Below are 20084 nucleotides of genomic sequence, written 5' to 3'. Positions count from 1 at the left end.
GAAGGATCCTCCACTGATAGCCATTTCACCTTACTCATATGGAACGAGTTTAATGTTATCGCCATCCTTAACGTATTCAAATAAATTGAGGGCTTCTTCAGAAATTGCATGATGCTGCTGTTCACTAAATGAATAGGTGGCATTTACCCCTTTAAAGTCTTTGATGGATTCTAAAGATTTGATGATATCTTCTGATTTCGTACTTTCTGCATTTTTAATTGCTTCAAACAGAACATTTGCACCATCATAAGCATTTGCTACGTTTAAAGACATAAATAGCTGTGGATTTTCTTCGTCATTGCCCCAATATCGATCAGCACCGTATTTTTTCTTATACGCATCCGCAAATTTTTGTGCTTCTTTGGATAGTGGTTCTTGCCCTAGAGCCCCAATCATCGAGCCAATAGTCCCTAGAACTAAATCACCCGCTCCTTCTACATATGGATTTGACAGAGCACCATTTGTTGCAACAAGCGGTACATTCAGTCCTAAACGGTCCATTCCTTTTTTAATATTGGCAAGGTCAGCACCCAGTCCAACGACAACGACTACTTCCGCACCAGCATTCTTTATTTTTGATAGTTGAGAGGTCATATCAGAAACGCCTTGATTGTATTCTTCACGAGCAACTGGTTTAACGCTAAAATCCTTTTCTAGCATTTCTGAAATCAAATCAATCCCAGACTTTCCATAAGCCGTACTTTCGTGAAGCAATGCTACCTTTATCCAGTTCTCACCAGCAAATTTCCCTAGAACATTCGCTTCTACGTCATTCTGTAAAGCAAAGGAGAACACATTTTTTCTTGGTGGTTGGTTCGTTCCATTTGGATAGGTTACGGAAACGGTTTGTGGGACAATATTCATATGGACCATCCCTTTGGCTTCCGTAATCGGAACAGTAGCAAGTCCTGGACCGCTTCCTGCAGGGCCAATAAGCGCAACAATCTCTGGATCGGCAATTAATTGTTGAACATTTGTGGCGGCTTTATCAGGAACTAATTGATCGTCTAAGATTTTAACTTCAATTTTCTTACCGTTAATTCCGCCATTTTTATTCCATTCTTCAATGGCTAATTCCACCCCGCGTTTATTCCCTTCACCATATTCACTATAAGGACCTGTAATAGCGGAGGTCATACCGATTTTAATGGTTCCTTTATCAGAATCTTCTTTTTTCCCACCTGAAGAATTCGTTGAAGTATTAATGGCAGAATTACTGCATGCTGTAATAAATAACAAGATTAATCCGAGTGCGATTACTGAAAGCCTTTTCATCATTTTGCGAACCCCCAAAAATTTTAATAGGATCTTGGCATTCCCAAGTTATGTTGAGCAATAAAGTTTAAAATCATCTCTTCTGAAACAGGAGCAATTTTAAAGAGTCGAACATCTCTCCATATCCGTTCAACATGGTATTCTTTTGCATAGCCAAAACCACCCAACACTTGCATGGCTCGATCACATAATCCAAATGCAGCTTTACCAGCAATTAATTTTGCTGTATTCGCTTCTGCGCCATTCGGGAGTGATTGATCGTATAACCAAGCGGCCTTGTAATTCATCAATTGAGCCACATTGATTTCAGCACTTAACTCAGCAAGCGGGAATTGAATTCCTTGGTAAGCACCAATCGGCGTATTGTTGAATACAATTCTCTCTTTTGAATAATCTACCGCTAATTTAAGCGCGAGCTGACCTGTACCTACTAAACCAGCCGTTGTGACAATTCGTTCGGCGTTTAGAGTATCAACGAGATAACGCCAGCCTTTACCCTCTTCGCCTATTAAATTGTCTTTATGAACTTTTAAGTTTTCGATAAACACTTCATCAGATTGGACACAATGTGTTCCGACTTTTTCAATCGCTTGCGTTATAATTGCGGGATCTTTTGCGTCCACCAAAAATAAACTGATGCCATCTGTTTTCCTTTGAACATCTTCCTTTTTTGTTGTCCTTGCTACAAGCAGCATTTTGTCAGCAACATTCACACCGGAAATCCACGTTTTCTGACCATTAATGATATAATGATCACCCTCTTTTTTAGCAAAAGTAGTGATTTCAAGCGAGTTACTTCCCGCGTTCGGTTCTGTTAGAGCCATACAAAAGTTCATTTCACCAGAAGCAATTTTAGGCAAGTATTCTCGTTTTTGAACTTCGCTTCCATGAAGTTCAATGGTGATTCCTCCGAATACAGGGGTCAGCATAAATAACTGACCAACGGTTGAACCTGCACCTGCTTTTGCAAGTTCCTCAATGACCATTGCCATTTCCACTAGACCTAGGCCAACGCCTCCATATTCCTCGGAAATCGCAACACCGATATAGCCGTTTTTCCCTAGTTCACTCCATAATTCATGGACAAATTCATGCTTTGCATCTTTTTCCCGCCAATATTCTAAGCCAAAGTCATTGGCAATTTTTCGAACACCTTCTCTTAACATCAATTGATCTTGGGTAATTTCAAAGTTCATTATGCTCGCTGCCTCCTAGTTTCTCTTAATTGCCTTTTAAGGACTTTTCCTGAAGGGTTTCTTGGTAATTCATCTACGAATTCAATTTCTTGGGGAACCTTGTATTTTGCTAGCTTTTCCTTGCAAAAGGAGAGAAGTTGTGACTCCGTTATGTTCTCGCCTTTCTTTGCAACAATGAACGCTTTTGGAACCTCTCCCCATTTTGGGTGTGGGATCCCAATCACAGCAGCTTCTATCACCAGCGGGTGCTCATATAACACCCTTTCCACCTCAAGGGAAGCAATATTTTCTCCACCGCTGACGATCATATCTTTCTTCCGGTCCGTAATGAACAAATATCCTTCTTCGTCCAAGTAGCCCATATCTCCGGTATGAAACCATCCGTTTCGAATCGCTTTCTTCGTTGACTCCTCATCTCTCCAGTAGCCCTTCGTCACCTTCGGTCCGCGAAAGACAATCTCGCCAATTTCACCTGGCGGGACACTGTTTCCATCGTCGTCGACAACACTCATATCCAAGTGGACGCAAGGTTTGCCTACAGAGCCAAGCTTTTCGAATGTTTTGGAGCGCGGGAGGAAGGTGTCACCAGAAACGGTTTCTGTTAACCCATAGGCATCGCAGAACCAAGCATTTTTAAATAGCTTCTGTACCTTTTCAATTAATGGTTCTGGCATCCGTTCTCCTCCCGCGATAATGAAGCGGATGGAGTCAAGATTATATTGATCTGCTTTTTCAAATTGAAGTAACATATTAATCATGGCTGGTGCTAACCAAATATTGGTCGGCTTTTCTTTCTCAATGGCGGCAAGTACTTTCTCGGGATCAAATTTTCTTAAAATGACAACACTGCCTCCGCGATGTAATACCCCAGTGGAAGGAAGATCCAATCCGCCAACATGGTAAAGGGGACCAACGATTAAGGTTTTATCCTCTGGGCTAATGTTAAAGGTCCAAATGTGACCAATATTTTTCCAATACAAGTTTTCAAAAGAGATCTTCACCCCTTTTGGTCGAGAGGTTGTTCCGGATGTATACATTAAGCGATGTAAATCGTCCATTTCTACATGTGCATCTTGTACGTGTGTACCTAAATTGGAATCTATTAAATTTGGATAAGAAATCCATGAATCATCCTGTGTTACGGATAGAGAAACATAGTGTTCGAGTTCGGGTAAATCTGCGCGAATACTATCAATCTCATTCTGGAAATCGTCCTCGGTGATAATCGCTTTAGCACCAGCATTTCCTAAAATATAAGATAATTCATCAGGAGCTAAGCGAAAGTTAAGTGGCAAAAAGGTTGCTCCAATTCGATTCACAGCGAAGATTATTTCGAAAAATTCAGAACAATTAAACAGTAGAATTCCTACTCGGTCTCCCTGTTCGATGCCCAGAGAGAGAAGTCCTTGTGCTAGGGCATTCACACGATCATTCAGCTCTTTATATGTAATTCGTTTATCACCATAAACGATTACTTCTTTACTAGGACTTTCTTGGGCCCATTTTTTAACGATAGATGAGTAGTTGATATTTCCTTCAAAGCTCAATGTGCTCTCCCTCCAAAACATTTATCTTCCTACATAATTAGGTTTCCTTTTTTCTAAAAATGCACTTAACCCTTCTACACGATCTTCCGTACTAAAGTTAACAAGCCAAGCTTCTGCTTCTAAACTTAAGGCATTATCTAAGGAGATTTCACTTCCTTGGTTAATCGCTTTTTTGGACTGAATCACAGCCATTGGACTATTTACCAATATGCTTTCAGCTAGTTCTACACAGCTGCTCATGAGTTCATCATGTGGGACGATTTTGTTCACAATTCCTAGTTCTTTTGCTTCTTGGACAGGTATACGTCTTCCTGTAAAGACTAACTCTTTCGCTACACCCTTCCCTACTAATCTAACTAACCTTTGAGTTCCTCCCCATCCTGGGTAAAGTCCGATACAAACCTCAGGGAGACCCAATTGTGCCTTATCTGATGCGACGCGAATATCACACGCTAATGCTAATTCGGTTCCGCCACCTAATGCATAGCCATTAATTGCAGCAATCACTACTTTACTGCTGTTCTCTATTTTTCTTAAAACGTTTTGACCTCTATAAACAAAGCGCTCACCTTCAATGACGGTCATTTGTCTCATGGCATCAATATCTCCGCCAGCTACGAATGCTTTCTCACCGCCGCCTGTGATGATGACAACACGAATCTTATCATCCTTTTCGATTGTATTAAAAATGTTTTCTAATTCATCTAGGACCTCATCATTCATCGCATTTAACACTTCTGGACGATCAATAGTGATAGTAGCAATACCATCCCCGATTAGGGTACGAACATATTTTACTTTTTCCATGGATATCTCTCCCTTTTATACATGAATTCCTTTGCCCATACTTGCTAAAGAAGCCTCTAGTAAACCTTCAGATAAGGTAGGGTGCGGGTGGATCGTTGCTGCTATTTCCTCTGGTGTCGCTTCAAGGTTGATAGCTAGGACTCCTTCTGAAATTAATTCAGACGCATTGTGTCCCACGATATGAATCCCAAGGATTTGATTATATTTTTTATCGCGAAGGACTTTGATGAACCCCTCTGCTTTTCCATTTGTGATGGCACGGCCATTACCGTTAAAATGGTACTTACCAATCTGATAATCTATATTTTTTGCGGCTGCCTCTTTTTCTGTAAGACCAACAGACGCAATTTCAGGTGAGGTGTAAATACAACGTGGAACAGAATCGTATTTGATTTCTTTTGCATATCCCATACAATTTTCAGCTGCAACCATTCCCTGTGCTGATGCAACATGTGCTAGATTTTCTTTTCCAGTTACATCTCCGATTGCGTAAATGGAAGGAATATTGGTTCTAAGGTGTTCATCGACCTTGACGCCTCCATTTACTACTTCAAGCCCTATTTCTCCTAGTGATTCAATTCTCGCTTTCCTGCCGGTTGCAACAAGAATCTCTTTCACAACAATTTCTTGATAATGATCTTTGTGCTCCATGTATAAAGTCTTTTCGCCATTTTCTACTTTAATTTCTTTTACTTTTGAAGAGGTATGGATATCGACATTGTCTTTTGTGAGTGACTTCTTTAGGAATTGTGCAACGTCATGATCTGCACCAGGCAGAATTTGGTTTTCGCTCTCAATCAGTACAACTTTCACACCTAATGGAGCATAGATTCCAGCAAATTCACAACCGATAGCCCCGGCACCGATAATCGCAATACTCTCAGGTAATTCTGTAATGGAAAGAGCTTCTTTGCTTGTCAATGGATGGGCATCTCGTAAACCTGGAATGTTCGGAATATTGGCCTCTGAACCTGTAGCTAAAATAATATTTTTAGTAGTAATCCTTTCTCTTTCACCATTGCTCTTGGTAACATTCACCTTATTTGGAGAGACGACCTCACCTACCCCATTTATAACGGTGACCTTACTTTTCTTCAGTAAATGACGAACTCCATTTTGAAGCTGCTGAATGACCGCTTCCTTCTTCTGCAATAGTTTCGAAAAATCTATTGAGGGCTCTGGATAATAGACTCCATATTCAGAGGATAGGGAGTGAAGTTTTGTCAGTTCTGCTCCTTTGAGCAATGTTTTAGTTGGAATACATCCTTCATTTAAACAAACGCCACCGAGCTCATTCCGCTCAATTAAAACTACTCTTCCTCCTAATTGAGCAATACGTATTGCTGCTACATACCCACCGGGGCCACCACCAATGACGACAGCATCATAACTAGGTAAAGCGGTTTCATTTAAAGGATCTTTTAACACTTTCTCTGCTGAAGAAATTACCGTATTCTCGTTTGGCTCCCTCTCTGACGGGGTAGTAAGCAGCGTCGCTAACCTTTCGCCGACGACAACTTCCTCTCCTTCTTGCTTTAAAATACTTCCAATAACGCCACTTTCTGGTGCTTCTACTTCCACTGTCAATTTCTCTGTCATTAATTCGGCAACGGTGTCATTTTTGTTCACTTTATCACCTTCTGCCACTAACCACGTGGTGACAGTTGCCTCCGTCATCGTTAGACCTGCTTTAGGTACAATAATATCCATTTTCATTATTTTTCTCCTAATTTTGAAGTGACAGAATTTCTTCTGGATTCTCAATGAAATGTTTAATTTTCCCCAAAAACTCTGCTGCCGGTGCCCCATCCATCACACGATGGTCAAAAGATAGGGATAGGACCATTGTTTTCCCAATACGAATTTGACTGTTTTCTACAATAATGTCTTCTATCATTCTACCAACGCCAAGAATCGCACTCTCTGGTTGGTTGATCACCGGAGTAAAGGCGTCCACGGCATACATCCCTAAATTACTAATGGTAAATCGACTGTTTTCCATATCGGATGGTTTTAACTTTCCTGCCCGCGCTTTGTTTACTTTATCCTTCAAGTCAACGGAGATTTGTTCAAGCGATTTTTGATTTGCCTGGTGTATGACTGGAACGATTAACCCTTCCTCCTGTGCTACAGCAACCCCAATATTGATATCGCTATAATAGGTGAGCATATCTTCCTCTAACGAAACATTAATCTTAGGATGCTGCTGTAGACTTGCAGCAACCATTTTGATAAGTAAATCGGTAAAACTAATTTTGATAGAATGTTTTTTCATATATTCGTTTCGATAGTTAACGAGATTTGTTACTTCGGTTTTAACTGTCAGGGTCACGTGAGGAGCATTTCTTTTACTTTCCGCCATCCTTGTGGCAATTACTTTTCGAACGCCCGCTAGTCGGATTTTCTTTTTGTCAGTATGGTTATGTAGAGGTTCGATTTGTTTTAAGATATCTGTACTGACAATTTTCCCGTCTTGACCGGTCCCTTGTATTTTTTCAATATCAATATTTTCAATAGTGGCTATATTTTTTGCGAGTGGAGTGATTTTTCTAGGTTGTTTCTTAGGTGGGGTTTGATCCGATATCGGACTATTCAAGTGTTGTGTATAGTAAATGACATCTTCTTCAATAATGCGTCCATTGGGACCACTTCCGTTATAGTGTGATAGATCAATTCCTAATTTCTTTGCTAGGGCTCTTGCTCGCGGAGAGGCAAAGGAAGTTTTCTCTATTAACAAGTTCAAGATTCCCGCCTCCTTTATGAATGACCGGCAATTGAGAATTGGCGCCCAACGCAGATTTTATTAACCGCTTGGATGATATCATTTTCATTTGGCAAATAATAGTTTTCGAGTGGTTTACTGTATGGCACAGGTGTAAATGGTGCAGCAACTCGTTGGATCGGTGCGTCTAGATAATCAAAGACTTCTTCTTGAACCATAGCAGCAATTTCTGCACCGACGCCGCCAATTTTAACCGCTTCGTGCACAATGATAAGTCTGCCAGTCTTTTTAACGGATTGTTTAATGGTCTCTGTGTCTAAAGGTGAAATCGTTCGTGGGTCAATAATCTCAGGAGATATTCCGTTATTTTCGAGCGTTTGTGCCGCAGCCATAGCTTTGTTAACCATTTGGCCTAGAGCAACTATAGTGACATCTTTTCCTTCTTTGACAATTTTTGCTTCCCCAAGTGGAATCGTATAATCTTCTTCTGGTACTTCCCCTTTCATCCCGTACAACGCTTTATTTTCAATGAATACTACAGGATTATTATCGCGAATCGATGCTTTCAATAACCCTTTCGCATCATATGGATTTGACGGCATGACTACTTTTATCCCAGGGATATGAAATAGAAGCGCTTCCAAACTTTGCGAATGTTGAGGACCAGCATTTACTCCTGCTCCACTTTGAGTCCGAATGACTAATGGCAATGTCATTTGTCCCCCAGACATATATCTCATCTTGGCCGCTTGGTTAATAATGGGATCGAAACATACGGCGATAAAGTCCATAAACATGATTTCAATGACCGGTCTCAACCCTGTAGAAGAGGCACCCACTGCCATTCCAACGATTGCAGACTCACTTATCGGTGTGTCGATGACACGTTCAGGACCAAATTCATCCAATAATCCACGTGTAATTCCAAATGAGCCACCTGCATTCGCCACATCTTCTCCGGCAATAAACACAGTCGGATCTTTCTGCATTTCTTCTTTTAGCGCACTATTAATCGCTTTGTTATATCGAATCAGCATAAATCCACCTCCAATTTAAGCGTATACATCTTCTAACGTTGACAATTCATCTGGTAAAGGACTTTCACGTGAAAACTTTTCTGCATCATCTAGTTCACTTCTGATAGCTTCCTCAATTGAAAGTAGTGAACTTTCCTGGATATGATATTCAGATAGTAAGAGAGATCGGAAATTTTTAATCGGATCGTTTTTCTTCCATTCATCAATCTCACCCTCTGGCCGGTACCGTTGTGGATCTCCTTCAAAATGACCACTCCAGCGATTGGTTACACATTCTACTAGGAAAGGACCCTCTCCATTTCTAGTCCGATTGATGATGGTTTTCATTGTTTGATAGACTTCTAAAACATCATTTCCATTTATTAAATAACTCTGAATACCGTAGGCTGCTCCTCTTTCGACGATCGTTTTAACAGGTAAATGTGTTTCCCGAGGAGTAAATTCTGCATATTGATTGCTTTCACAAACAAAGATAATTGGTAGTTTAAGGACAGCGGCCATGTTAACTGCTTCGTGGAAATAGCCAATGCCGGTAGCTCCTTCACCAAAGAAAGGAATTACGACTTGACCGTCGTTGTTCGTTTTGGCTGTAATCCCAGCCCCAACGGCAATCGGCATACCTGCTCCGACAATTCCATTTGCCCCGAGAATCCCTAAATCAACATCGACAACATGCATTGAACCGCCTTTTCCTTTACAATAGCCCGTTTCTTTCCCAAATAACTCGGCCATCATCTTTTTTACATCTGCACCCTTTGCAATACAATGTCCATGTCCCCGGTGCGTACTAGTAATATAATCTTCTTTTGATAAACTTTCACAAATTCCAGACGCCACCGCTTCTTGACCTATGTATAGATGCAGAAAGCCTGGAATCAGTCCATCTGCGAACAAACTAGAAACTCTTTCTTCAAAGCCGCGGATCTTGACCATCGTTTGATAAAGGGACAACAACGTATCATTCGAAAATTGGCTCAACCCTTCTTCCCCCTTTTATAGAGTTAATCATTTAGAATTCCATGCTTGATAATGTTCAAGTATATTTTTGCTATTTCATCCAGTGGTTTTTCGCCATTTGGATTGTACCAGTGATACATAAAGTTACTTGCACCTAAGATAAAGAAGCTAGCAATTCGGCTGTTTTCTACATTAAAAACGCCATTTATTCTTCCTTCTTCCAAAACGTTAATAAAGATGCCTTCATATTCATCTCGATTATTTAACACGATTTGATAATTCTCGGGTGATAGATTATTGTACTCTTTATAAAAAATGGTGATATCATCTTTAAAATCCTTAATAATTTCTAAGTGGACTTTTAATAATTTCACAAGCTTTTCTTCCGTTGGAAGTGTTTCTTCTGCAATTACTTTCAACTTCGAAAGACCTTCCGTTATAAATCGTTCGTGGAGCAAAAAGAGAATTTCTTCTTTTGATTTTAGATAATGATATAATCCACCTTTCGTGATCCCCGCAGCATCTGCAATATCTTGAATGGAAGTTCTATTAAACCCTTTCTTCACAAAAAGCGTTAATGCTTGATCCAAAATTTCTGCTTTTCGATCTTGGTTTTTGCTCTGTACTACATTCGTCATTTTTAAAACCACCTTAACTAGTATCACTACATATTCTAAAACCGACCGGCTGTCCGGTTTTTTTATCTGTTTTTAGCATACCGGCTGTCCGGTTTTTTGTCAACAACAAATTTTTAATCATTTGAATTTTTAGAAAATATTTATTTTAAAGGTTTTAGAGCTTATGGTTCCATAAAACTTTATTGAATCTAAACACGAAGTTTACAATGCTTTAATAATGAATTGGTATGATTGGGCTATCAACGAATGAGGGGGCAACGTAAATGAATGTACGTGCAGTATTTATTGATATGGATGGTACACTACTTAAGGCCTCAAACGATATTTCCCACCGTAATAAAGAAGCTATCTATAAGCTCATTAACCAGGGAGTCAAAGTGTTTCTAGCCACGGGGCGACACTATGAAGTAACGGCTCCCTATCATAAAGAAATTGGATTACGAACTCCGATGATTTGTTTAAATGGTGCTTCTATTCATGAAGCTGACACAGGAAGAGCTGTTCATATGAAAACCGTCAGCTTGAACGAAGATCGCTTCCACCATCTGACATCTGAACATCCTTGCAATGTTATCATCCATACGGTAAATGGACTATACTGCAAGAAGACGGATGAAGAAATTGATTATTGGACAAAAATCGGGCTTATTCCTCCTCGCTATATTGGTGATTTAAGGCTGGCCAATTATCAAGACGTTCTAAAATTTAGCGTTCGAACAGGTGCCCCAAGCCCTGAATTATCCGCTTTTTTTAAACAAGAAGCAGAAGTCATCAATTGGAATGACGGGTTTGAGCTGCTTGCTCCCAATGTTTCTAAATGGTCAGCAATAAAGAGATTGCTTCGTGAATTACGAATGAGTCCAACGGATGTTGTAACAATTGGAGACGGTCCAAATGATATCGAAATGCTTCGTAATGCCGGTACTGGAGTGGCCATGGGGAACGCGAGCAAAGAGATTAAAGCCGTTGCTGATTTTGTTACAGGACATCACGAACAGGATGGAGTTGCTGAGTTTATTGAGCGTTATCTTCTTAAGTCATATAACTCAATGGTGATTTAGGGTATTTTCATTTTGTTTCATAATGTAAAAATACTGCAGCCTAGGAGACTGCAGTATTTTTATATCTGGTATAGGGATTCATTGGCTAATACTTCAACTGCTGCCAAACTCTTAGGCGGAAATTTTCCGGCTATGTATACTGAGGAAGCTTAAGAAGTTGATATAGGCGGAGCTATTCCGATTAACTGCTCTAATAAAGACAAAATCTAACGATTTGGACCAAATAACCGGAAAAACGCCCCTTATTTTTAAGGTTTTATACTAATTTTCCAATTTAGCCGAAATTCTTCCTCTTATTTTTCAATACACATGAAGTCAAGAATCACTATAACGAAGGTGCGCAGTTGAATTTACTGCATACGATCATCCTGAGACCTTTTTAACTAAAAACGCTGAATTCTCCAATACTGAAAATCCATTTTTTTGATAAAAATGATAAGCTGGGACGGTCTTTTCTGTAGCTAATGTTATATGCTGCACATCTTCAGCTCTCAATCTATCATTTATTAGATTAAGAAAAGTACTACCTGCACCTTGACTTTGATTTTTTCTTGAAATAAAGAATTCCTTAATAAAATATTCCCGACCTTCCCACCAGTTAAAAACATATCCTAATGAGCAGCCAATTAACTCTTCTTCTTCTTCTTCTTCATCAAATAAAGCGAATGAGAGCGAGTTATTATTCTCTGTTAAATCCTTCATATATAAGTCTAATTGTTCTCTATTCCACTTATCAAACCAAGGTTCATTTGAGAATACATCTAAGAATAACTTTTTCATTTGCTGGTGATCGCTTGTTTTTAAAATTCTTACCTTCATTTAATTGATCCTCCTACGTCCTTATCATGAATGTGTACTGTTCTTTTTCCCTATACAATAACCGACTTTTAAAGGGAATTATCATAGAAGCCCTGCTACGCAAAAATTAGCAGGGCACTTCATTTATTTTACTATCTGGATTACATTATTAATCTGTATACCCCATCAACAGACGCGCATAGGGAGAATCAGATGGAAGGACGATAACTGCCTTGTCATTGATTGTCTTTTTGTATGATTCTAACGTACGGTACATGGAATAAAAAGCTGGGTCTTTTGAGAACGATTCATTATAGATTCTCGCTGCTTCCGCTTCCCCTTCAGCACGAATGGCTTCTGCCTCAGCTTTTGCCTTTGCTAGCAATTCCTGCACTTCTCGATCCGTATCTGCCTCAATTCTATTCTTTTCTGCATCACCCATAGACAAATATTCCTGTGCCTTCGATTCTCGTTCAGAAATCATTCTTGTGAAAACAGACTGTTCATTCTCTGAAGGAAGATCTGTTCGCTTCATCCTTACATCTGTAACGACGATACCATAGTTATCGTTTCCAAGAAGATCATTTACCTTTTCCGTAATCCTGTCATTTAAAGAACCACGTGAAGATTTTTCATCATTAATAATTTCATCATAGTTTAACTGCCCAAGCTCAGAACGAACGACGGAGTAAATAAATTCCTCCATACGGGATTCCGCTTTTTCAACCGTTCTTGCATTGGTGATCATTTTTTTCGGATCCTCAATTCTCCAAATCGCATAGTTATCGATGAGCATCCGTTTCTTATCCTTAGTGTTAATCTCAGCTTCAGTAACATCATACGTCATTTGATATTTTGGAAGTGTCGTGACACTTTGAATGAACGGAACTTTATAGGTTAGACCAGGGGTTTTCACAATCCGTACTACTTCTCCAAACTGCCGAATCACTTTATATTCGCCTTCTTTAACTACAATGAGATTTGAAATGAATATTGCTAAGAGGATGATGACGATAACGAAAAAGCCGCCAATTTTTGTGTAGTTTTTCCAGTTGAATCCTTTTGAGCCGCGACCGTCCATATTTACTACATTACTCATTTTTGTCACTTCCTTCCCCAGTTGTCTTTGGTTGTTGGTTTTCCAAAGGTCTGATCGGGAAATATTTTAACGTATCACCATTATCCTTCATAATATAGATTTCAGCATCCGGGAGTACCTGTTCAAGCGTTTCCAACATTAACCTCTGACGGGTAATGTCAGGATTTGTTCGGTATTCATCATATAGCTTATTGAATACAGAAACATCCCCTCTTGCTGTTTCAATTCTTGCTGCTTGGTCACCTTGGGCTTTTGACTTGAGAGCAGCCACTTCCCCTTTGGCTTCATTCGTCCGTTTGTTTCGATATTTCCCCGCTTCATTAATCTTTGTGTTCATTGTTTCACGTGCATCTGTTACATTTGTAAAGGCTTTTCTTACCTCGTCATTTGGCAGTTCCACATCCTGAAGCTTAACAGCCAGAATGGAAATACCGATATCATATTTTTCAACCAAAGTGGATAAAAGGTCCCGGACATCAGCTTCGATTTCAGCCTTTCCAGAGGTTAAAGCGTCATCAATTTTAGAGCTTCCAATAATACTTCTTAGAGATGCAGAGGTGGAATTATACAATATTTCTTCTGGGTGCTCCGCACTAAACAAATATTTGGCAGGGTCGGTTATTTTCCATTGGACCACTAAGTCCGCTAGAACAATATTTTCATCACCTGTAATCATTTTCGTTTCCTCTGGGAATTCTTTTACTTTTCCATCTTTCTCTTCATAACCAAATTGCAGACTAAAGGTTTCTTTTGATAGCGTTTCTACGGATTGAATGGGCCATGGCAGCTTAAAATGTAACCCAGGTTCTGTTACTCCTTCTTCAACCTTTCCAAAGGTAATAATAACGGCCTGCTCACTTTCATCAACCGTATACCAAGTGGTAAAACCAACAATAACGAGGATAACGCCTAATAAAACAAGTCCAATGGTTTTATAGATTCTATTGATAGTCCACATGTGTCTCCCCCTCTTTCTATAAGGCTATAACTTTATTACGGCTATTTTACAAAAAAGTTTCAATATTTGGTAAATAAAAGGGCCAAAGTGCCGAAGGTGGCCAGAGGGACGGTTCTCATGGTTTCGAGGAGACGAAAAGCCACTAAAAAATACATATAAAACATAAAAAGAAGTCCATTAACTACTCATGTAGGTAACTTGACTTCTTTTTATGAGAGACATATTTCTTACTTACACTACAGTTATTACAACATTTCCTTTTTTGTGACCCGTTTCAACGTAACGGTGTGCTTCGGCAAGCCGTTCCAGCGGGTATCGTTGATCGATGACACTTTTGATTTTTCCAGCTGTATAAAGCTCGGTTAGAAAATTTAGATTTGCTTGGTTCTGCATTAGACCCGCCGTCACAAAGATGGCTTTCTTTTTACCAAACACCATAGTTTTCATCATGTCAAAAAGAATGGATAAAGAAAGCACTGTAGAAAGATAGATTCCTCTTTGCGTGAGCATGCCTTTACATTCTGCAAAGGACCTCTTGCCGACCGCATCGAAAATCACATCATAGATTTGACCATTTTTCGTAAAATCCTCCCGGGTATAGTCAATCACCCTATCAGCTCCATGGGCTTTTACCAACTTCATATTTGCACCGCTGCATACTCCTGTGACTTCGGCTCCCAAAAATTTCGCAATTTGAATGGCATAAATACCGACCGCTCCAGATGCACCATTAATCAGAACACGTTGTCCGCGCTGAACCTTTGCTTTATCGCGAAGGAACGTCAATGCCGTAGGTGCACCATCACAGATGGCAACACCTTCTTCATGGGACATGGCTGCTGGTTTGATTGCCAGAGGGGTGTTTTCGTGCAGACATTTGTATTCAGCTTGAGCTCCAAACGTCTTAGCACTTAACCCAAATACCTGGTCGCCTACCTTATATCGGGTTACTTTTTTGCCAACGGCATCAATGACGCCTGACAGTTCAGCTCCAAATATCGGATTCTTCGGTCTTCTAAACCCGTATACAAGCTTAACAATGAGCGAACCCTTTCGAAAGGTACAGTCCGATGGTCCGACGGTAGCTGCGTGTATTTTAATCCGAACTTCATGATCTTTGGGGATTGGCGTTTCGACCTCTTGAAGCTGGAAAACATCTGGAGTTCCATAATCTGTGCATATCATGGCTCTCATATAGCTGCTTTCCTTTCACTTTTTGCAGAGAGGGTCGTAATCGCATTTTCATTAAATCCCTTTACGATAAGCCATACGGCTAAAATCATTTCATTCGCTGCTACAGGCACAGCCAAAACAGCACCCCAAAAAGAAATTTGAGGAAAGACACCAAACATTACGAACAAGGAACAAATGAAAACACAAGACGCTCCTGTCATACCTAGGATGGATATAAATCTGGGTACAAGCTTCGTTTTATAAAATATATAACTATACATCACCGTATTGATACCAAGCATGAAAAGTGGACCAAGCATGAATGTCCAGTCATGTATTGCTTTAAGGATGATTCCTGAAGAGTGAAAGGATGAAGGATCTGGGGTTCCTGCTGCTACGAATTCCCGGCTTAGGGTTAGGAGGGACAAGACACTAATGACACCAACTGTAATAATAATTGCTTCCAGAAACCTGAAGCAAACATGCCAAAGGGCTATCGTTTCATTATATTTTCTTAACAATGGGAACATGGTAGTGGCCGTTCCAATTGCTGAAACAACTAGAATTAATTCCATTACAGCTCCGAGTATTATTTGGTTGGCGTGTTCGGAACCTTTTAGTAAATAATCGGGACCGTTTAAGATAGGATCGTATAAATTTAGACCTATCACTGCTGTAACAGCAGCAAGTATAAACAGGACTCCCACAATTTTTGCAGCTTTTCTGTTTGAATTCATTTTTCTATCCCCTCACGTAATAAATTCAAAAACGTTTAGCATTGATTGTTCTTACTCCTTTGTCTGATCCCCATAAAAGAATACTTCCTCTAGTGGTAAGTTAAAGGCATGAGCGATGCGAAAAGCGAGTTCCAATGATGGGGAGTAGTTTCCCTTTTCGAGAGCTACGATGGTTTGTCTCGTTACCCCCACCTTGTCAGCCAACTGCTGCTGTGTCATTTCATCATGGTTGAATCGTAATTTACGGATGTGATTGCCGACAAGATTTTTACCCATTTCTACACCCCTCTCCGATAGTGATAAAGTTTGGTTACCGAGCCGGTGACATCTGAAATGAAACCTGCAGAAATCATAATGATGAACATCACATGTAACGGTTGATAGAAGACTAGCGATCCCATTGCAAATAGAAAACCGACGACAAACACAAAAAATGAATTTCGGAACGCTTTCAGGTCGATTAACTTATCTAATTCATCCGCAAATGCTGGTTCTTTTTCATTGGTTGTCAGTCTAAATACAATGTTAAAAATAATGCTGATGATGATATGTGCGACGATAGAAAATAGTGTCAGATACAGGACAAAGGATCCCCAATAATGAAAAACCTCACTCGGCTCCACACCTTCTCCTCCTGGATACCGCGGGTACATGTACAAACAATACGAGACAAAAATGAGAATAGCACTAACGACCGAAACGATACTTTTCTTTTCTTGATACGTCATGATTCACCTCTCCATGTATGATTATTTTTACAAGAAGTTAAACTTGTTATACTAAATGTAAAGTAAACTATACATCAAGTCAAGTGTAATTTACAAAATAGGCAGAATACTCCATTTTGGGTAATATGTCGCCATGATAAAGTACAGTAATGTAATTATTTCTATAACAAACCAAAGCAAAACCCCTATGATGGATAAAATCATAGGGGGTTACATTTGCTGTTAATCTTTTTGAAACACCATCCAGCAAAAAAATTAGGAAGTCTTGACTGCTTACCTTCCCTCTCCGGTATTGTGTCACCTCGAAAATAAAACGGGTGATAACTGTTACCACCCGTTTTAAGTCAATCTATTTAACTACTTTTTCTTTCTTTTTGCTTTCATCGATTGGTCCTGGAGAAATGCTCTGGTCATTGGCTGTCAGATCGATACCATAGTCCTTTGCAAACACCATATGTGTTTCTACTAGCACATCTGCAGTATTCTCATCCAAATTAAAAACCCTTGCACCGCGTAATCTGTTTCGATCTGCACCCGGAAGACCATATGTACCAAAACCGGTATTTCCTGCATAACCAAGCAGGATTCCATAATAGTTACCCATGTAGGTGTTTACATGATCATGGCCGCAGAAAACTCCTTTGACATCTCCCCTCTCAAGCATAGCTGAGAACATGCCGCTATTGATTGGGCCTGGACATTCCTCTTCATTTCTTTCTCCGACAATATTATGTTTGTTGACAGCATTAGCGTGGTTTTCCTCCGTCCTGCTATCTACACTCGCAAACCACATATATCGATGTTCCCAAAGTGGAATATGAATAAATACAAGTGAAGGAACCTTGTGACCCCATTGCTGTTCTAATTTTTTAGAGGTTTCGTTATACCAGCTTACTTGGTTAAATCGCAGCCAGTCCCAGGTTGGATATCCCTTAAAGTCCTGACCAGCAATAGTATTGGGAGCATACCTTCCACTGTCAAGCAACCAAAGATTAAAAGCAGCGTCCGTACCTTTGGAATTTTTGATAAGGAGATTCATATTTCCTGTTCCCGTAATATCTTTTACACTTGGCTTGTTCAAATTGTATTTGTAAGACATGTAAATTTCGAGCATGTCCTCTTCATTAAGACCACTTTTTGGAGTGGAGTCCTCATCATGATTTCCATATGTAATTGCCCACTTTATCCCTCTCTGCTCCATCGGTTGTGCCACATTATTTATGGCTTGTTTCATCTGAAGAGGTGTATCACAGCCACCTGTAATGTTGTCGCCGTTAAGGACAACAAAATCTGGTTTTTCAGTATCAAGGACTTTTTCCATCAACTCGATCGTACGACGGTCAATGTTTTCATCATCTTGGGTATCGTTAAACTGAACAATCTTGAACTTTCCATCCGGTTTAAATTGAAGCTTGATATCTTCATTTGCTGCGGCATGTACCTTATCTGTGAACATATTAGCCGGAATGCCTGCTGACCCTAGTGTTAATGCCAATGTACTCAACCCGCCGATTTTGATAAAGCGTCGTCTGTCTAATCCCTTTTGCAAATCATAATTACTCATAATTAAATCTCCACATCCCTTTTATAGAAATATAATAGAAAGTAAATCTATAAAAAGAGTAACAGGGAAGTTTTAATTCTGTGTTTATACTATGTAAATTATTAGTGTAAATTTGGTAAAGATTGCATATGTTGAAACATTAGGTAGATCAACCTTTAGAACATCCATTTAAGTCTATAACAAAAAGAGCTCACACGAATGAGCTCTTACACTTAATCTTTTTAACTCCAGAAACGGACTACGTTTTCAGAGTGTATTTGGCAACACATGAGGTACTGGTGAACCTCCTACATGACAGCACTTTTGTTTGTATGTTCTTGATGATTGCTAACGGGTTTTCCTTCTGTGCCTTCAAATTGACGGCCCCACCCGGTTATGATTGAGAACAAAAGAACCAAGAACAGCATCATGCAATAAATCATACCGCTGCTGACTTGTGTAAGGGTTAGCGGCTTTATAAAATCATACCCATCAGACAATAAAGCACCGAGGAAGACAAAAACACTTAAGAACGGGATAACTAACACGATAGCATTCGCAAAACCATCAAGTAGATTGGCACGGCGATAAGGATGGAGACCCACACGTTTGCCAATTTCATTCTGCACTTTTCCGAATGTGGTCATCGATGCACTGGTCACACCCCCGAAGATCAACGTAGTAAACGAGATTCCTAACATCATAGCAATCTCAGCACCACGTACTGTTTGACCCATTTTGCTGTTAAGAATGCCATTGGTGACTTTTTCAAGCACACCCGCACCGTTAAGCACACCCATGATACCGTAAACGGAAATAACCAACGTGACGGTTGCCATCATCGAGCTGATACCGCCTGTTAGGAAACCTGCAGGTGCACCATCTTTAACGGAAATCACATTATCAAACGTTAAAAGGTTAAATGCTAGACCCGTGATGGTTCCTAAAAGGATTCCTACTGTAATCGCTTTATAGATATTGCGGGTTTTAATAGCCACTATTAACATGACAGCTACTGGAACCAGCATGACCAATGTCGTTGGATTCATGTTCTTCTCGAGGATTTCCGCAGCGCCTGTTCCTGCCGTGCCTCCTCCACCGAAGATCCAGAACAAGACAAACGAGATTATGCCCGCGACCAAGGAATACTTCAATCGCGTGGCAACACAACCGCCGATGTCAGCAAAGCCTTGTTTTTTTGTATATTCTTGTGTTCCTGCAGAGATGATGGTGGTATCGGATATCGGTGCCAAGTTATCTCCAAAAATAGAAGCACTCACGATGGCGCCCGCAAGAACACCAGGGTCACATCCCAATAATACTCCTGCTGGATAGAAAATCGGGAAGCAGGTAAACATGGTTCCGATTGATGAACCCGTAGCAGTAGAAATCACACAAACAGCTAAGAAAGTAAACGCGGTGAATAATCCTCCATCCACGCCAAGTAAATCAGCAAGCCATACGAAACCTGCGGAAATATTCGTCTCTTTTATCAGCGTCGAGAACATCCCGATCACAAACAGCAGGATAGTAATCGGTACAGCTTCCTTTACGCCTTCATAGACGGAATCCCAGAAGCGATCGTAATTACCCTTTTTCACCAAAACAGAACCTACCATCAGTGCGACGAAAGCCCCCATGGCAAGTGCGTACATTTCAAATGCTTTAAACACGATAAAATACAAGATACAGAAAAACAGAAAAATCACGACTGGAATAAACGCAGTGCCCCAGCCACCTCTAAATTCAAGTCTTTTATTCATACTAGAACTCTCCTCTTCTATACTAAACTTTCTATTCTAAGCTAA

Annotated in this window: 19 protein-coding genes; 1 reads left to right on the top strand and 18 read right to left on the bottom strand. The window is 40.0% G+C overall.

Features of this window, described 5'->3' with window-relative positions; translation table 11 throughout:
• Nucleotides 1-30 precede the first annotated feature (30 nt).
• From BANA01_RS12185 to BANA01_RS12145, 9 genes are all read right to left on the bottom strand, one after another.
• The gene (locus BANA01_RS12185) at nucleotides 31-1278 is read right to left on the bottom strand and encodes an ABC transporter substrate-binding protein (protein WP_218008396.1); all 1248 of its coding nucleotides are present in this window, start codon (nucleotides 1276-1278) and stop codon (nucleotides 31-33) included.
• Between the two features lie 20 nt (nucleotides 1279-1298).
• Nucleotides 1299-2471 carry an acyl-CoA dehydrogenase family protein gene (locus BANA01_RS12180; protein ID WP_063253322.1) on the bottom strand — a complete coding sequence of 391 codons (1173 nt, stop codon included), beginning with the start codon at nucleotides 2469-2471 and terminating at the stop codon, nucleotides 1299-1301.
• Nucleotides 2471-4018 (bottom strand): o-succinylbenzoate--CoA ligase, encoded by a 1548-nt coding sequence (gene menE, locus BANA01_RS12175; RefSeq protein ID WP_218008395.1) that lies wholly within the window; start codon nucleotides 4016-4018, stop codon nucleotides 2471-2473. The genes BANA01_RS12180 and menE overlap by 1 nt, the downstream gene beginning before the upstream one ends.
• 21 nt (nucleotides 4019-4039) lie before the next feature.
• Entirely contained in the window at nucleotides 4040-4825 is a 786-nt protein-coding gene (locus tag BANA01_RS12170) for an enoyl-CoA hydratase/isomerase family protein (RefSeq protein ID WP_063253320.1), read from the bottom strand.
• A gap of 15 nt (nucleotides 4826-4840) precedes the next feature.
• On the bottom strand, nucleotides 4841-6541 hold the full coding sequence (lpdA, locus tag BANA01_RS12165) for a dihydrolipoyl dehydrogenase (RefSeq protein WP_063253319.1): 1701 nt from the start codon (nucleotides 6539-6541) through the stop codon (nucleotides 4841-4843).
• Between the two features lie 10 nt (nucleotides 6542-6551).
• Complete coding sequence (locus BANA01_RS12160) at nucleotides 6552-7568, bottom strand: dihydrolipoamide acetyltransferase family protein (RefSeq protein WP_063253318.1); 1017 nt, start codon at nucleotides 7566-7568, stop codon at nucleotides 6552-6554.
• A gap of 14 nt (nucleotides 7569-7582) precedes the next feature.
• Nucleotides 7583-8584: an alpha-ketoacid dehydrogenase subunit beta gene (locus BANA01_RS12155; RefSeq protein ID WP_063253317.1), complete on the bottom strand. Its 1002-nt coding sequence runs from the start codon at nucleotides 8582-8584 to the stop codon at nucleotides 7583-7585.
• Nucleotides 8585-8599: 15 nt separating this feature from the next.
• Complete coding sequence (locus tag BANA01_RS12150) at nucleotides 8600-9517, bottom strand: thiamine pyrophosphate-dependent dehydrogenase E1 component subunit alpha (RefSeq protein ID WP_063253349.1); 918 nt, start codon at nucleotides 9515-9517, stop codon at nucleotides 8600-8602.
• A gap of 68 nt (nucleotides 9518-9585) precedes the next feature.
• Nucleotides 9586-10179, bottom strand: coding sequence for a TetR/AcrR family transcriptional regulator (locus BANA01_RS12145; protein WP_063253316.1), 594 nt, complete (start codon nucleotides 10177-10179; stop codon nucleotides 9586-9588).
• 263 nt (nucleotides 10180-10442) lie between these two features.
• Here BANA01_RS12145 and BANA01_RS12140 point away from each other — a divergent pair, with 263 nt between their 5' ends.
• Nucleotides 10443-11240 carry a Cof-type HAD-IIB family hydrolase gene (locus BANA01_RS12140; protein WP_063253315.1) on the top strand — a complete coding sequence of 266 codons (798 nt, stop codon included), beginning with the start codon at nucleotides 10443-10445 and terminating at the stop codon, nucleotides 11238-11240.
• 363 nt (nucleotides 11241-11603) lie between these two features.
• Here BANA01_RS12140 and BANA01_RS12135 read toward each other — a convergent pair whose 3' ends face one another.
• From BANA01_RS12135 to BANA01_RS12095, 9 genes are all read right to left on the bottom strand, one after another.
• Complete coding sequence (locus BANA01_RS12135; RefSeq protein WP_063253314.1) at nucleotides 11604-12059, bottom strand: GNAT family N-acetyltransferase; 456 nt, start codon at nucleotides 12057-12059, stop codon at nucleotides 11604-11606.
• A gap of 148 nt (nucleotides 12060-12207) precedes the next feature.
• The gene (hflC, locus tag BANA01_RS12130; RefSeq protein ID WP_063253313.1) at nucleotides 12208-13137 is read right to left on the bottom strand and encodes a protease modulator HflC; all 930 of its coding nucleotides are present in this window, start codon (nucleotides 13135-13137) and stop codon (nucleotides 12208-12210) included.
• Entirely contained in the window at nucleotides 13130-14095 is a 966-nt protein-coding gene (gene hflK, locus BANA01_RS12125) for an FtsH protease activity modulator HflK (protein ID WP_063253312.1), read from the bottom strand. Before hflK ends, hflC begins: the two co-directional genes overlap by 8 nt.
• Nucleotides 14096-14326: 231 nt before the next feature.
• Complete coding sequence (locus BANA01_RS12120; protein WP_063253311.1) at nucleotides 14327-15289, bottom strand: NAD(P)-dependent alcohol dehydrogenase; 963 nt, start codon at nucleotides 15287-15289, stop codon at nucleotides 14327-14329.
• Complete coding sequence (locus BANA01_RS12115) at nucleotides 15286-16005, bottom strand: DUF4386 domain-containing protein (protein ID WP_063253310.1); 720 nt, start codon at nucleotides 16003-16005, stop codon at nucleotides 15286-15288. Before BANA01_RS12115 ends, BANA01_RS12120 begins: the two co-directional genes overlap by 4 nt.
• A 51-nt stretch (nucleotides 16006-16056) precedes the next feature.
• Nucleotides 16057-16281, bottom strand: coding sequence for a helix-turn-helix transcriptional regulator (locus BANA01_RS12110; RefSeq protein ID WP_063253309.1), 225 nt, complete (start codon nucleotides 16279-16281; stop codon nucleotides 16057-16059).
• 2 nt (nucleotides 16282-16283) lie between these two features.
• On the bottom strand, nucleotides 16284-16733 hold the full coding sequence (locus BANA01_RS12105) for a hypothetical protein (RefSeq protein ID WP_063253308.1): 450 nt from the start codon (nucleotides 16731-16733) through the stop codon (nucleotides 16284-16286).
• A gap of 349 nt (nucleotides 16734-17082) precedes the next feature.
• Nucleotides 17083-18297, bottom strand: a complete 1215-nt coding sequence (locus BANA01_RS12100; RefSeq protein WP_063253307.1) for a metallophosphoesterase family protein — start codon at nucleotides 18295-18297, stop codon at nucleotides 17083-17085.
• A 287-nt stretch (nucleotides 18298-18584) separates the two neighbouring features.
• On the bottom strand, nucleotides 18585-20039 hold the full coding sequence (locus BANA01_RS12095; protein ID WP_063253306.1) for a Na+/H+ antiporter NhaC family protein: 1455 nt from the start codon (nucleotides 20037-20039) through the stop codon (nucleotides 18585-18587).
• Nucleotides 20040-20084: the final 45 nt, after the last annotated feature.

Origin of the sequence: Neobacillus niacini NBRC 15566, assembly GCF_001591505.1 — a bacterium.
Taxonomy (GTDB): Bacteria; Bacillota; Bacilli; order Bacillales; family Cytobacillaceae; genus Neobacillus; species Neobacillus niacini.
Note: the sequence above shows the minus strand (reverse complement) of the source record. Positions and strands in the feature narration are given on the sequence as shown.